14 protein-coding genes and 1 pseudogene are annotated in these 13770 nt (G+C 68.6%); 7 read left to right on the top strand and 8 right to left on the bottom strand.

The features are described from left to right. The first annotated feature begins 291 nt into the window (after positions 1-291). The 3 genes from V4Y04_RS28285 to V4Y04_RS28275 all read left to right on the top strand — a co-directional run bounded on the left by V4Y04_RS28285 (position 292) and on the right by V4Y04_RS28275 (position 1841). Positions 292-450, top strand: a complete 159-nt coding sequence (locus V4Y04_RS28285; protein WP_332431175.1) for a hypothetical protein — start codon at positions 292-294, stop codon at positions 448-450. Next, a complete protein-coding gene (locus V4Y04_RS28280; protein WP_332431174.1) occupies positions 450-1334 on the top strand; it encodes an aldo/keto reductase in 885 nt (294 codons plus the stop codon). The genes V4Y04_RS28285 and V4Y04_RS28280 overlap by 1 nt, the downstream gene beginning before the upstream one ends. A gap of 378 nt (positions 1335-1712) precedes the next feature. Then, the gene (locus V4Y04_RS28275) at positions 1713-1841 is read left to right on the top strand and encodes a hypothetical protein (RefSeq protein WP_332431172.1); all 129 of its coding nucleotides are present in this window, start codon (positions 1713-1715) and stop codon (positions 1839-1841) included. Positions 1842-1976: 135 nt separating this feature from the next. On the opposite strand, the gene V4Y04_RS28270 is transcribed toward V4Y04_RS28275, so the two are convergent. Next, positions 1977-3401: a non-reducing end alpha-L-arabinofuranosidase family hydrolase gene (locus V4Y04_RS28270; RefSeq protein WP_332431171.1), complete on the bottom strand. Its 1425-nt coding sequence runs from the start codon at positions 3399-3401 to the stop codon at positions 1977-1979. 359 nt (positions 3402-3760) lie between these two features. Then, positions 3761-5407, bottom strand: a complete 1647-nt coding sequence (locus V4Y04_RS28265) for a glycoside hydrolase family 43 protein (RefSeq protein WP_332431170.1) — start codon at positions 5405-5407, stop codon at positions 3761-3763. 393 nt (positions 5408-5800) lie between these two features. On the opposite strand from V4Y04_RS28265, the gene V4Y04_RS28260 reads away from it, so the two are divergent. After that, on the top strand, positions 5801-5962 hold the full coding sequence (locus V4Y04_RS28260; RefSeq protein ID WP_332431169.1) for a hypothetical protein: 162 nt from the start codon (positions 5801-5803) through the stop codon (positions 5960-5962). Positions 5963-6319: 357 nt separating this feature from the next. Further along, positions 6320-6733, top strand: a pseudogene (locus V4Y04_RS28255) (PP2C family protein-serine/threonine phosphatase); the annotation flags it as partial. Positions 6734-6810: 77 nt separating this feature from the next. Here V4Y04_RS28255 and V4Y04_RS28250 read toward each other — a convergent pair. The 3 genes from V4Y04_RS28250 to trhA form a co-directional block, all read right to left on the bottom strand. Beyond that, on the bottom strand, positions 6811-6978 hold the full coding sequence (locus V4Y04_RS28250; protein ID WP_332431168.1) for a hypothetical protein: 168 nt from the start codon (positions 6976-6978) through the stop codon (positions 6811-6813). A 36-nt stretch (positions 6979-7014) separates the two neighbouring features. Next, positions 7015-7371: a PRC-barrel domain-containing protein gene (locus V4Y04_RS28245; RefSeq protein ID WP_055593775.1), complete on the bottom strand. Its 357-nt coding sequence runs from the start codon at positions 7369-7371 to the stop codon at positions 7015-7017. Positions 7372-7601: 230 nt separating this feature from the next. Beyond that, positions 7602-8255, bottom strand: coding sequence for a PAQR family membrane homeostasis protein TrhA (gene trhA / locus V4Y04_RS28240; protein ID WP_332431166.1), 654 nt, complete (start codon positions 8253-8255; stop codon positions 7602-7604). Between the two features lie 397 nt (positions 8256-8652). Here trhA and V4Y04_RS28235 point away from each other — a divergent pair, with 397 nt between their 5' ends. After that, positions 8653-9213, top strand: a complete 561-nt coding sequence (locus V4Y04_RS28235) for a hypothetical protein (RefSeq protein WP_332431165.1) — start codon at positions 8653-8655, stop codon at positions 9211-9213. Between the two features lie 451 nt (positions 9214-9664). Here V4Y04_RS28235 and V4Y04_RS28230 read toward each other — a convergent pair whose 3' ends face one another. Next, positions 9665-9868, bottom strand: a complete 204-nt coding sequence (locus V4Y04_RS28230) for a cold-shock protein (RefSeq protein ID WP_019072426.1) — start codon at positions 9866-9868, stop codon at positions 9665-9667. Positions 9869-10109: 241 nt separating this feature from the next. Further along, positions 10110-10445 (bottom strand): helix-turn-helix domain-containing protein, encoded by a 336-nt coding sequence (locus V4Y04_RS28225; protein WP_332431162.1) that lies wholly within the window; start codon positions 10443-10445, stop codon positions 10110-10112. A gap of 1418 nt (positions 10446-11863) precedes the next feature. On the opposite strand from V4Y04_RS28225, the gene V4Y04_RS28220 reads away from it, so the two are divergent. Continuing rightward, positions 11864-12256, top strand: coding sequence for an ATP-binding protein (locus V4Y04_RS28220; protein WP_332431161.1), 393 nt, complete (start codon positions 11864-11866; stop codon positions 12254-12256). Between the two features lie 664 nt (positions 12257-12920). Here the strand turns inward: V4Y04_RS28220 and V4Y04_RS28215 are convergent. Then, positions 12921-13763, bottom strand: coding sequence for a siderophore-interacting protein (locus V4Y04_RS28215; protein WP_332431160.1), 843 nt, complete (start codon positions 13761-13763; stop codon positions 12921-12923). Positions 13764-13770 lie beyond the last annotated feature (7 nt).

Below are 13770 nucleotides of genomic sequence, written 5' to 3'. Positions count from 1 at the left end.
AGGCCCGCTCGACGCTGACCCTCGCGATCATCTGCGTCAGCTATTTCATGGTCATCCTGGACAATGGGCATGGCCTGGCTGAGCCGCATCGACCTGCACACGCCCTACCTGACGGGAGTGCGTTGCCGATGGTGCTCACAGGCACCGGCCAGGGGCCGGCGCCGGCCCCGCCGGCCTCCAGCGGCGTCGACGGCGTCGACGGCGTCGCCCCCGAGGACGCGGGGGCCGGCTCGGGTCCGGTCAACACCGTTCACCAGGCCGGCAGCGCTGAGCCTGAGCATCCTGACCGCTGTGGCCACCGCCGTCTCCACCGGCCATGCGGCCGCCGACATCGCGTCCCGCCCGGGCGCGGCCCTGACCGGCTCGGCCGTCCTGCTCACTCTGGCGATCATGACCGTACTCACCCTGATCGTGCCCGCACGGGCCACCCGGAACGAAAGGTCCCTGTGATGCAGACCCTCACCCTCAACAACGGCGTCGAGATGCCCGCCCTCGGGCTCGGCGTCTTCCAGACCCCGCCGAACGAGACCCGGACCGCCGTCACGGCGGCGCTCGACCTCGGCTACCGGCACATCGACACCGCCGCCGCGTACGGCAACGAGCGCGAGGTCGGCCAGGCCATCCGCGACTCCGGGGTGCCCCGCGAGGAGATCTTCGTCGAGACCAAGGTCTGGATCAGCGACTACGGCTACGACGAGACCCTGCACAGCTTCGACAAGAGCGCCGCCAAGCTCGGCGTCGACCGGATCGACCTGCTGATCCTGCACCAGGCGCTGCCGTCGGACTTCGACAAGACCCTCGCGGCCTACCGCGCCCTGGAGAAGCTCCTGGCCGACGGCAAGGTCCGCGCCATCGGCGTCAGCAACTTCATGGTCGATCACCTGACCGCGCTGCTCGACGCCACCTCCGTCGTGCCGGCCGTCAACCAGCTGGAGATCCACCCCTACTTCCAGCAACGCGCCGTCCTCGACTTCGACGACCGGCGCCACATCCTCAACCAGGCGTGGTCCCCCATCGGCGGGATCACCTTCTACCCGGGCTACGGCGAGAACCGCAAGAGCGTCCTGCAGGATCCGGTGGTCATCGGCATCGCCGAGGCACACGGCAAGAGCCCGGCCCAGGTGCTGCTGCGTTGGGGCCTCCAGCACGGCCGCTCGGTGATCCCCAAGTCGACCAAGCGCCACCGCATCGCCGAGAACATCGACGTCTTCGACTTCGAACTCACCGCGGACGAGTTGAAGGCCCTCGACGGCCTGGAGACCGGCCGCCGCGGAGGTCCCGAGCCGGAGAACGTCACCCTCGCCGACTTCGGCCGCGCCATCCCCGAAGCCTGACATCACCTCCTCTCCGCGCAGAGGACACAGAAGGTGAGGACCATGACCACCTGGAACGACTCGGACCTGCAGAAGATCGGGACGGCAGAGGAACTGGACCTGGAGTCCGAACGCGCCGACGGCACTCTCCGCACGGCCGACAGCCCGCCCCTGCGGCTCAGAGCAGAGGAGGCTACGACAACCAGCGCACCGGCAGGGTCCGCCTCGGCTCACTCCGGAGGGGCGGGATGCCTCGCACGAGCGGTTCCGGACCCTGGCTGTCGTGCGGGTCGGCGTCGCCGGACGTACCCGACGACGAGGAACGGCCGGTCTCCGGTCCGTATGGCCACGTGGTGGACGACGCCGCCCCGTCCCCCATGAGCGGTGGGGACGGGGCAGGTGACCGGCTCGGACGGGCCGGTCGTGGGGCGGACGATGATCTCGCTGACGTCGACCTCGGCGGGCTGGTCGATGGCGAACGAGATGGCCGCGCCGATGGACGAGGCCGGGACGGCGACGCTGTGGTAGGTACGCATCTCCTCGCGGCCCACCGGGTCCGAGCTGGACTCCGCCAGTTCAGCAGGCGGAATCGCCCACGCCGTAAACCGCTCGCCCACACGCCGGCGGACCGCACCACATCACGGTCATCGTGAATCGGGAAGGTCAGCGCTGCAGGGTGAGGACACCCGGCCGCCACGGCAGTTGGTTGTAGTCGCCGCCCGCGGCGGGGGACTTGCCCTGGTAGAGGAACTGCAGGTTGCAGGGGTCGATGGTCATGGTCTGGTCGGGGTTGTTGCGGACCAGGTCACCGTGACTGATGTCGTTGGTCCAGGTGGCGCCGCTGTTGGCCTTGCCCGCGAAGGGGTTGCTCTCGCTGGCGGCCTGCGGGGTCCACGAGCCGCTCAGGCTGGAGGCCGTGAAGGAGCGGAAGTAGCGCCCGTTCGCGCCCATAGCCTCGACGATCATGAGGTACTGGTTCTGGCCCTGAACCTTGTAGACCTGTACGCCCTCGAACAGGTTGGCCTTCGTGTCGCTCATGATCGTCGTGTACGACGAGCCGAAGTTGCCCGGGAAGTTCCCGATCGGCATGCTCGCCCGGTAGATCTTGCCGTTGTCACCGGCGAAGAACAGGTGCATGTTCTGGCCGTCGGCGATCAGGGTCTGGTCGATCGGGCCGGTGTCGGAGCCGGAGATGCTCCCGGTGAACAGCGGCTGCGGAGAGGACCAGCCGTTGGGGTTGGTGGGGTCGCTCGACGTGCGGTAGATGAAGGGCCACGCACCCCACTGGTACGCCAGCACCCAGATGTTCTTGGGCGCGAAGTAGAACAGCGTGGGCGCCACCGCGGCCTGGCTCATCCCGGTCTGGCCGGCCGACGCCATGTCCGACCAGTTCGTGAAGGGACTGAACATCATCGAGCCGTACGACGATCCCGACACGTTCGACGCGTAGACCAGGTGCTTGCCGTTGTGCGTCACGGTGGTGAAGTCCTTCACCGCGGCCCACCCGTTCGCCGGCTGCGCCAGCACACCCGTCGACGTCCACCGGTACGCCGACGGAAGAGAACACGTGCCGTCCGTCGGCGGCGTCCCGGGCAGGCCGGTCCACTTCTGGTTGCTGCCGCCGTTGCACGTCCAGATCTGTACCGCCGTGCCGTTGGCCGTACCGGCGCCCGTAGCCTCCAGGCACAGCCCGGACTCCACGCCGACGACCGTGCCGTCGGAGTTCACCCGCCACTGCTGGTTCGCACCGCCGGAACAGGTCCAGATCTGCACCCGGGTACCGGCCGCGGTGGCGTGGCCCGGAACATCCAGGCACTTGTCGCCGTACACGGTCAGCTGGTTGCCGTCCGTCAACGTCCACTGCTGGTTGGTCCCGTCCCAGCAGTCGTAGATCTGCAGGTACGTGCCGTTGGTCTGGCTGGCGCCCGGCACATCGAGACACCGGCCCGAACCAACACCGCGCAAGGCGCCACTGGTAGCCGCCTGAGCCGGGGTGGCCACGAGCATCGCCGCCAACGCGGCCAGGGCCGCAACCGCGGCGGCGAGCACCACAGACGGATGCCTGCGGCTGAAACTTCCTCTGTGCATGGGGACTTCCCCAACCTTGAGTAGGCGGTTCCGGTTGGCCTCGTCAGAGGTTGTCCGGACTGTCGGTGTAGTGCGGTGTGCAGCGGTCTGTGAGCACCACGGCAGACCGCTTGTGGCTTCCCGGTCCTTCGCGACCTTCTGAAAGACCGGTGGCGCCCGGCGCCTTCGGGCCGCATGGGCGCCCGGGGTGGAGGCTTGGACGGCGTCGGGTGAGCCCGTCGCGGTCCCGGGCGTCGTCAGGACTGTCGCGGCCGGCAGGCCCGAGACCGAGGCTCGGCGACGTCCGAAGCGTTGGAGCGGGTTCATGCTTCTCCTCGTACGGCCGGGTGCGGTGGGCGGTTGGCCGCCATCGGCTCGGTTCAGGGCGTGGACAGCTCGAACCGCGTGACGCGGACCGAGCCGCCGAGCGCCCGGGTGGCATGGTTGAAGAGGGCGAACCGGTGTCCCATGAAGAACCGCCAGTCGTTGCCCATCGAGAAGTCGGGTCCGAGTCGGGTGAACGTGATGCCGTCGGTGCTGTAGGAGAAAGTCCCCGGACGTGCCGCGCCGGGGCGGATGTCCGCGCTCGCGCGCAGCCAGATGCGGCTGCCCGAGGCGGCCGCGCTCGCGAGCTCGTAGCCGGTGCCGGTGGTGTTCCAGCTGCTGTCCATGGTCAGCCCGCCGACCATCACCACCCGTGTGGCGCCGCCCTCGCGCTTGACACCGATCCACGCGGAGGAGTCACGCAGCAGCGCGAGTCCGGCCCGGTCGCCGTCCCGCATCGCGGAGTGGTCGAGCTGGACCGTGGCGGTGGAGGTGGGGCCCTGGATGCGGTGCGTGAGGGTGTTGCGGGCCCAGTACAGGTCGTCGGTGACCGTCGCGGTACGCAGGGTCAGACCGTTGCCGACCGACCACTTGGTGTTGTCCGGGTTGTGGTTCCACTCCCATCTCGGTTTGAGGGTCGTGCCGTCGAAGATGTCGACGCCGGTCATGGGGGTGACCTGGCGGGGCGGTGGCGGCACGGCCGGGCTGGTATAAAAGGTGCCCCATGCGCCGTTCACCAGTTGGACGACGGGCCACCCGTCCCAGGTCCATGTGACCGGTGCCAGCGCGGGCACCCGGCCGCCGGGGTAGGCGTCGACGAATGCCAGGTAGTACCAGGCGCCGTTCTGCGTCTGGACCAGGCCGCCCTGGTGCGGGACGCCTCCGCCGGGGATCGGCCCGCGCAGGTCGAGGAGCACTTGCCGCATCGTGTACGGACCGAAGGGGCCGCCCAACGATTTCAGGATGTACTGCCCGTTCGCGGGGCGGGTCAGGAAGATGTAGTACTGCCCGTTGATCTTGTAGAAGCGGGAGCCCTCGAGGGTGCCGACGCTCGACGGGGTCGTGAACACCTGCTGCGTGCGGACCTGGGTGCGGCCGTCGGGGGAGAGCTGGGCCACGCTGATCGTGGTGTTGCCGTACGCCACGTACAGGGTGTCGTCGCTGTCGACCAGCAGCCCCGCGTCGTAGTAGGGCGCGCTGATCGTCGTCAGCCGGTTCCACGGCCCCTCAACGGCCGTTGCGGTGTAGATGTACGTCCTGGCGAAGTCGATCTGGCCCAGCCAGTAGAACGTCCTGTCGCTCGGACGGTAGGCCAGCGACGACGCCCAGATCCCTCTGACATAGCCACGGGCCCCGTTCAGGTCGTACTTGGCGCCGAAGTCCAGGACCGGCACCGAGTGGCCGGCGATCTCCCAGTGCACCAGGTCGTACGAGCGCAGGACGGGCGCGCCCGGCGAGTAGTGCATGGTCGAGGCCGAGGCGTAGTAGGTGTTTCCGACGCGGATGACGTCGATGTCCGCGAAGTCCTGCCAGATCACCGGGTTCGCGTACTCCCCGGCGGTGACGCGGGCCGGCCCCTGGCCGGGAGCGGCTGCGGCGCGGGAGGCTCCCCTCAGTGGGAGGACCGCGCCGGCGGCGAGGCCGGTGGCGGTCGCCAGCGCGCGACGACGGGAGAAAGATTGATGCGGCCATGACGCATGCATATGCGGCGTGCTCCTTGCGGCTCGGCGTTTCGGTGGGCGCGACCCGGAGATGCCCTGCTGTGCAAGTGGAGCGGCTCTGATGTGTTCGTGATATCGAACACAGGTCGAAGTGTCGAGCAACCCGAATGATAGGGAACCGGTGAACGGCGTCAATACCTCTCGCATGAATCGCCATCAATTTCGAAACATTCGCAAGGCTTCATGGACGAAACGGCGCAGGTTGAGCCATCGAATGACTGGGCTGGACCATCATTTGGCGCCGGATCGGGGTCGATTTCCCGGATGGTGTTGACACAGTCGGCCACGTCTCTAGCATCCGGGACACCCAGATTTTCCGAACGACATCCGAACTTTCGAACCCTCTCAGGTGATCCCCGGGAAAAGGAGCCCCAGGTGCCCAGACGAACAGGCGGACGACTGCTCCACCTCCTGGCGACCGCCGTGCTGACGGTCACCGCGTCCGTGGCTGCTTCCTCTCACTCCACCGCCACGGCCGCACCGGGCAGCCCGGCACTCACCCCGCCGCTGGGGTGGAACAGCCGGAACAGCGCATGAGGCAGGTCGGTTTCACCGCACAGCCGTCGTACTTCCTCCTGAAGTCGGCTCCGCTCGTCCCCCGAGCCCTGACGTGCGGCTCGGGTGAGGGCCTCAGCATGATCGATGGGTATCGACGGATCCCGCGCAGCTGGGCTCGCCCGCGCTCGTGCACACGCCTCCCTGCATCTGACGGCCGTTCAAAACGAGCGTCATCCGTGCGTCAAGAAGGCACCGCGGCTGGGTGGCGCCGGCCCGCGAATCGCCCCCGAACCGCTGGAAACCGCAGCTCAGACGGGGTTCTCCGCGTCCACCTGCTGCACCCCGGAAAACAGGTCGGTCCCACCCGCCCAGAACCCGTGAACAGGAAGTATCAGCAGGGCCGGGCATCCCTGGCCGCTGCGGATGCGGAACGGACAGGTGCGGGAGATCAAACCGAAGATCGATATGCCGTTCGGCTTCCATGCCCCTCACAGCTACCGGGTCCAGTCGCTGGGCCTGCGGCCGGGCGACCGGCTGGTGATGCTGACCGACGGCATGCTGGAGCGCAACGCCAACAGCCTCGATCTGTCGGACCTGATCATCCGCACCCGCGCGCTGCATCGCCGTGAGGCCGCCCGCACCCTCATCGCGGCGGTCGTCGACGCCAACCACGGTCACCTGCAGGACGACGCGACCGTCATGTGCCTGGACTGGCACGGCGTCAACCACTCCCAGCGGGACGCCGACACCGGCGCCGACCTCACCGACGCCTCCGCACCGTCACGGACCGGGCGGACCACTCGACGATGACTCAAGGACTGCTCCAGCAGCCCACTTCGGCCGGCCCTTGGGCGGGCAAAGCGGGGTGCTCTGCCCGGGTGACCGCGTCACCGGGGCAGGCGCCTGCGGCGGCGGCCCAGGCGCAGGCCGAGGAGAACGAAGTCGGCGACCAGGACCACCACACCGATGACCAGCAGGTAAAACAGACCCTTCGCCACCACTCCGATGACGCCGAGCACGATGGCCACAATGACCAGCAGGAGGAAGAGGGCCATGCGTGTCACCTCGTGGGAGGGGAAGTTGGTGGGGCATCAGCGGCGGGCGAGGCGACGTTCGCCGCCCGCACCCGTCCGGTAGGCGAGCTCGTAGTGCGCGAAGACCGTCTTCTCGTCCTCCGCGAGCAGTTCGCCGTCCGTGCCGATCGAGGGCGCTTCCTTGACCTGCTTCTTGTCGTAGGCGACCTTCAGATATCCCGGACCGACCGTCGCGTCGGCCAGGGGGACGAACACCAGCCGGTGCCGGGTCGGCAGGCCGACCGTGACCGTCGCGAACGCGGGCCGGTCCGTGGCCGTGTCGACGTAGACCGCTTCCAGGACGCCGATCTTGTGCCGCTCATGGTCGACCACGTCGTGGCCTCGCCATTCCCTGATGTCTTCCGCCTCGAACACGGGGCCTCCTCCGTCGCAGGTCAGCTGAAGACCGCTGTCTCGTCTTTCTCTCGCTCCTTCCTCCTTACCTGTCTACGGAGCGTCACACCCTGGAGAGCAGCCCACTTGCGGGCCAGACGGCGGACGGCTTTCACGCGCGGGGTGATGCCTCAGCGACCGCCCGGCCCGGCGCGGTCCAGCGCACGGCAACATGGGCGATGAGCAGCACGGGCCGGAACACTGTCGCGGGGTCAGTAGGTGGTGAGGGAGATGGCGACATAGTGCGCGGTGAAGGCTGCCACGGTCAGGGCGTGGAACACCTCATGGAAGCCGAACCAGCGGGGCGAGGGGTCGGGTCGCTGGAGGGCGTAGACGACCGCGCCCGCGCTGTAGAGGAGACCGCCCGCCACGATCAGGGCGAGTACGGTCGCTCCGCCGGTGTGCAGGAAGTCAGGCAGGTAGCGCACCGGCGCCCACCCCAAGGCCAGGTAACACGGGGTGTACAGCCAGCGCGGAGCTCCCACCCACAGAACCCGGAACGCGATGCCGGCCAACGCGCCCGCCCACACGATCCACAGCAGCATGGACCGCTGTTCCGGCGGGAGGAGGAGCACGGCCAGGGGCGTGCAGGTGCCGGCGATGATCAGGAAGATGTTGGCGTGGTCGAGACGTCGTAGAAGAGCCTCGCCCAGCGGTCCCCAGGTACCTCGGTGGTAGATGGCGCTCGTTGCGAACAGCAGCCAGGCGGTGACCGAATACACGGCGCAGGCCAGGACTGCCTGCGGAGTACGGGCCAGGCAGATGAGTACGACGCCTGCGATCAGCGCGGCGGGGACCATTCCGGCATGGAGCCAGCCACGCAACCTCGGCTTGATCGGTTCGGCCAGGTCGGCCGCCCGCTCCACCAGAGCAGCAACCGAGTGGGCCTTCTCCCCTGCATGGTCGCCTTGTGATCCGCCGGGTAATCCGTCCTCACGGCGCTCTCCACGCGCTGAGGCGACGTGACCATACTCGACTTCAGCGGCGTCGCGGGACACAGCTTCTCGTCCTCTCTCGGGCACCTGGGCGTGACTGGCAGCCATGCGGTCATGCTAAAAGACCTCACTCCGACAGCATGAGGGGAGGTCGGTCCAGAACCTCAGGGCCACGTCGCCGGGCATGGGCTGGTTCGCGAGGGTGAGCCCCAGCTCCGTAGACGCTGCCGCCGATAGGGCCTGCCGAAGCCGAATAGATCGGCTGGTCATGGGAACGATCAGGGCTCCAGAACGGGCATCTCCGCTCGCCTACGCACAAGGATCGCCGATGCTTCCTGAGGTCCGCCCCCACGTATCCGCCCCCCTGGCACACCAGCTGGAACATCAATTGGGTCTGGCTTCGCATCTCGAAGCCGGCCATCTCGATGTGGAGGGCGTCGCCGGCATCGCAGTCGTCGCAGCTGCCCACTCCGATGGCTATGCGGCCACCGGCCATCTCCTCGGGTTGCTGGCCGCGCTGCCTACCCCCACCAAGGCAGGAGAACGCTTCTGGTCGGACCTGTGGAGGTCATCGGGCACCGCGTACCTGCTCCCCGTCAACATCAAGGCTCAGGTGCTGCGTTCCCTGGCAGGAGAAGGAACCGTCCTGGCCCGACAGATCCTCTCGGCCGTCTATGAGATGACCCCACCCCAGCGCGTCGCGGCCGGGGAGGTGATCGGTCAAGCCCTCGCCGAGTCCGACGATCTTCCCGACCTCAAGACACAGGTCATCGGAGAACTGTGGCTCCGAGATCTCGAGCTCACCGCCTGGCGCGTCCTGCATGCAGACCGCAGGTCGGACGATCCGGCTGGACGGAAAGCCTTTTTCGACGCCTGGACCAGCGTCTGAACGTCTGCTCCTCCAGACAGCCACGCAGGGCACGCGGCACCCGAGCCTGCACGTGGCGCGCAGACCCGGCCCCGTATCCGTACTCATCCGGCTCGGTGCTGCTGCACCTTGCGAGCAACCCTGGTCGCCGACGAACTGCGCGCCGGCGACCTGGACGTAACGTCGTGGCCCTCGGCTCAACGGCAACTCGACGGTGAGGCGGCCGAGTCCGGGACAACGCTTGGAGCGACCGAGTTCAGGAATTTTCCGGCCGAGGTCGCGTCGCCCCGGATGCACCTCAACGGATCGGGGCCGCGCAGCCATTGCTGCGCGGCCCCGATCCTGTGCACGACAGGTCCTGTCGGCGCCCGGCACGAAAGCGGGTCCCCTTGTCCGGCTGAAAACACGGCCCGCACGGGCCGCGGCAGTCACCGGCCGCGAAGTGCCCGGTCCCTCGGGCAAGGCTGCGAGGTCAGGCCGGGTTGATGTTCTCGGCCTGCGGGCCCTTTTGGCCCTGGGTGACGTCGAACGTCACGGCCTGGCCCTCCTGGAGCTCACGAAAGCCAGAGGAGTTGATCGCGGAGTAGTGCGCGAAGACATCCGGGCCGCCCCCGTCCTGGGCGATGAAGCCGAAGCCTTTTTCCGCGTTGAACCACTTCACGGTTCCCGTAGCCATAGTCATGCCTTCCAGTCGATGAACGCCTCCCACTCCATGTGGAAGGCAGAGGTGATCGCCCTGGTTCCTGCGGCACAGCACAGCAAAACGCCCACACCAAGGCGTGGGCAAAGGGGAACTCCGAACCACGACAGCTGACGCAGACGCTACACGGCCGCACACCGCGTCACCACTGGAACGATCACGCCGCAGACCGGGACCGTGCGGGCGGTGTCCGCCGATACCGGCGGACACGCTCCTCTCATGCCGCGGCCGGGGGCTTGGGTGATTCGGCGGCGCGGCGGTGCTCGGCGTTGATGCGCTGGGCTTCTTCGAGCTGGTCTTCGAGGATGACGATGCGGCAGGCGGCCTCGACGGGGGTGCCGTGGTCGACGAGTTCCCGGGCGCGGGCCGCGATGCGCAGCTGGTAGCGGGAGTAGCGGCGGTGGCCGCCCTTGGGGCGCAGCGGGGTGATCAGGCGGGCTTCGCCGATGGCGCGCAGGAAGCCCGGGGTGGTGCCGAGCATGTCGGCGGCTCGGCCCATGGTGTAGGCGGGGTAGTCGTCGTCGAGACGGCCGTACGAGTCGTCTGCTGTCACTTGCACCTCTCTCGGAACGCGTGGAGGGGCCCTGGCGCCATTGGCGCCAGGGCCCCGAAGGAACTGCTACACCATCTGCCGGCCCTAGTGCTGCGCCGGCCTTCTGTGTCCGCTGACCCGACCGAGATGCTGTCGGGGGCGCGGGGATCGCGGTTGCTCGACCGGAGACCACCTCACTATCGATGTCCTGCGGTACCCGGGTTCAAGGCTTCCGCCCGGGCGATCCTGATGGCGCTGAAGTCCTCCGTTCTTCCCTCTGGGATCAATCACTTACCTACTGCTGGTACTGCTCTCCTGCGTACTGCTGGTGATGCGAACTGCTCCGTGGCCTCGTGAAGCGCCACTCTCCGGCAGCCAGCCCCGTCGCCCGTTCTGCGTCTGCTCTGGCTTGGAACCCCACTGCCGAACCTCCCGGTGCGCGCGCCCGCAGCCGACGCCTTCACCGAGGTGCTGCTCACTGACTTCACTGCTGGGTACCGCGAACTGCACTTACCGGTACTGCCACCGCGTTGACCGCGGCCCTGCTCACGGCGGCCCCTGATCACTGCGGGCCACCCGGTGCGGTCGTCAGTCCCGTCGCCGTCCTGCAACCGCTCTGGCTTCGGAACTCCACCACCGCACCGTCCTGCGCACTGCACCTGCGTGTACTGCTGCCCGGCAGTTCGTCTCTGCCGGGCCCTGCTCGATCTCGGCTACGAGAGAAACCATAACCACACCACCACCCAATGTCTACTCTGGCGGGCATAGGTTTCTGCGTGCTCGAACATGAGGTAACCCGCCTCGACCGGTCTCTTGATGGTCGGGGCAGCCCCGAAGCTCAGGTCCGGCGCTCGGAGTGACCCACAGCCGCGCAGCCCGTCGGGCTTCCCGGGGCGCCGCCGACTGCGCCACGGCTACCGTCGGCAGGTGCCGGCCACCGCTGGGCATTCATGCTTCCGGCCGTATCTACCGACAGGCCGGCCGGTGACGGGCGTGGCACGAGGGCCTGCGCCGGTCTTGACGGGCGTGGCCCGATGACCGAGCAGCTCGTGGAAGCGGTGCACGCCGGTGCTGGTGCCACGATTCGCAGACTGGCGCTCCTGCTGCCGAGTCAGCGCCACAACGGGGATCTGCTTCCTCAGCCCGCGGGCACTCTCTCGTGTTCGCCCGGCTGCCCGTGCTCGCCCGACCGGTGGCGTCGCCTCGGATGGACCGCCTGATCGAACCCGGCGCGGACCCGACTCGATCAGGCCATGGGCCGGCACCTTGACACGGGCGGGACGCGGGCACACGGCAGCTTGCCGTCACACGTCGACCGTGGTCGTCAGTTTCTCCGGCAAGCACTACGGCTCTGCCGGGTTGGCAGCTGGAGGAGCGGGGCACAGAGGTCGGGTAGGCAAAGGCCGGGCATCGACGATGCAGAGACCAGGGTGACCCTGATGAACATGATGACCGTCAATGCCACAACCGTCCGTTTCACGACAGCCGTTGCCGACGCACGCGATACGGCACGGGCCTTCCTCGAAGGTTTGCGGCAGCCGGCCATGGCGCCGGAAATCGCTGACACTGTGGTCTTGGTCGTGTCCGAGCTCGTCACCAACGCCCTGCGCCACGGCGGGGGCACCTGCACTCTGGACCTGACTGCGCACCCCGACAGTATCGAGGTGGCCGTTCACGACCCCAGCCGGCATGTGCCGCGGATGCGCACCCCTGACCTGAACGGCGGCACTGGTGGCTTCGGCTGGCCCATGGTCAACCGCCTCGCCCGCTCCACCGCGGTCACCCGCCGGGCCTCCGGCGGCAAGACCGTGAGCGCCTGCCTTACCCGGTAGCGTCACCGCTCAAGCAGCCACTCCTCTGCACTTCCTTGTCGCCCGGATCCTGCAGGGCACGGTGGGGATCCCGGAGACGGGCGGGATGTACCGGGTTGCGATCGAGGACGTCAGCGCCTGGACCGTGGGCGACTTCAGCTCTTCCGACCACTGAGCGACCACGGCGACGGGAACCACCTGAACAGTGGTGTGGGCCCACCCGCAGCGTCACCACGAACATCATCACTGTCAGTCGGTCCGCTCGACCCGTTACATGGAGGGAAACAGGTCGGGCGACCGACCCGGGCCGCAAAACCGCAGGTCAGGCCCGCTTTGCGAGAGGCTCCAAAATCGCCACGCACTCCACATGGTGCGTCATCGGGAACACGTCCGGATTTTCCAGGCGGGAAAAACAGCAGTTCAGAGGCTACTTCCCCGGTATCGGAACGGCCTGCACCGGGCCGGAGCGTCATATGAGCGTCACGGCCGCGCGCCCACTGACGTCGTCATGCGGACCGTGAATCGCCCGGCGGGGCATCCCAGCCGCCGCCGAGCTCGACGAGCGGGTGCGCCACCGGCAGCACGCGCCTGACCTCACTGTTCGCACGGCCTTGCCAGGGCGGCCGGGTGCGATCAGCGGGTGGGCCGGACGGCTTCACCCGCCGGCCCACGACGGGCACGTCCGTCAGTCCTCGCCGAAGTCGTGGTCGGGGTGGTTGGCCTCGCCCACGCGCCAGTAGCCACGCGTGGTTACGTGCGGGCGCGGCAGCACCCGGTCGTCGAGGAGGTACGACCGCGCCTTGCGGACCGCCGATGCCTCGCAGGCGATCCAGACGTGCGTGTCGTCCCCGAGGCCGGCCCGGTGGAGCGCGTCGACGAGGGCGGCGCCCGGCTCGCCCACCCGGTCGTGCCAGGTCACCTCGACACCGGCAGGTGCCGGCAGGCCGATGCGGGCCTCGGGGCCCTCGACCTCCAGGTGCACCTGACCGGTGACGTCGTCCGGCAGCGCCTCGAGCAGGGTGGCGATCGCGGGCAGGGCGCTCTCGTCGCCGCCGATCCACCATGAGGTCGCCGTCGGATCGACGGAGAAGCGGCCGCCCGGGCCGCCGATGGCGGCACGGCTGCCGGGCTCGGCCTGCGCGGCCCACCGCGCGGCCGGCCCGTCGCCGTGCAGAACGAACCAGACCTCGAGGGTGCCGGCCTCGGCATCGAAACGCCGGGGTGTGTACGTCCGCATCGTCGGCCGGCCGTCGGGCCATTCGAGGTGGCCGTCCGGGCCGACCACCGGCCGCGCGACGTTGCCCTCGGCGTCGGGCAGGAAGAGCTTGATGTGCGCCGTCGGGGCGGGCTCGGCGAAGCCGGCGAGGGACTCGCCGGCGAACACCACCGCCACCATGCGCGGGGTCAGCGGCCTGACGTCGACGACCTCGACCTGGCGCGGCGGCCGGCGGCGCGGGCCACCGGGACGGCCTTCGCCTCGGGGACGGCCTTCGCCTCGGGGGCGGCCGGAGTTCGGGGGGAGGGACAAGGGGTGC

The organism is Streptomyces sp. P9-A2, assembly GCF_036634175.1.
In the GTDB taxonomy this organism is placed as follows: domain Bacteria; phylum Actinomycetota; class Actinomycetes; order Streptomycetales; family Streptomycetaceae; genus Streptomyces; species Streptomyces pratens.
This window is presented reverse-complemented; position numbering and strand designations above follow the sequence as displayed.

Bases quoted from the DNA above. Each gene is read 5' to 3' on its own strand.
- V4Y04_RS28280 (WP_332431174.1), top strand. From the start codon at position 450: ATGCAGACCCTCACCCTCAACAACGGCGTCGAGATGCCCGCCCTCGGG.
- V4Y04_RS28270 (WP_332431171.1), bottom strand. From the start codon at position 3,401: ATGCACAGAGGAAGTTTCAGCCGCAGGCATCCGTCTGTGGTGCTCGCC.
- V4Y04_RS28265 (WP_332431170.1), bottom strand. From the start codon at position 5,407: ATGCATGCGTCATGGCCGCATCAATCTTTCTCCCGTCGTCGCGCGCTG.
- V4Y04_RS28250 (WP_332431168.1), bottom strand. From the start codon at position 6,978: ATGGCCCTCTTCCTCCTGCTGGTCATTGTGGCCATCGTGCTCGGCGTC.
- V4Y04_RS28235 (WP_332431165.1), top strand. From the start codon at position 8,653: ATGCTTCCTGAGGTCCGCCCCCACGTATCCGCCCCCCTGGCACACCAG.
- V4Y04_RS28230 (WP_019072426.1), bottom strand. From the start codon at position 9,868: ATGGCTACGGGAACCGTGAAGTGGTTCAACGCGGAAAAAGGCTTCGGC.
- V4Y04_RS28220 (WP_332431161.1), top strand. From the start codon at position 11,864: ATGAACATGATGACCGTCAATGCCACAACCGTCCGTTTCACGACAGCC.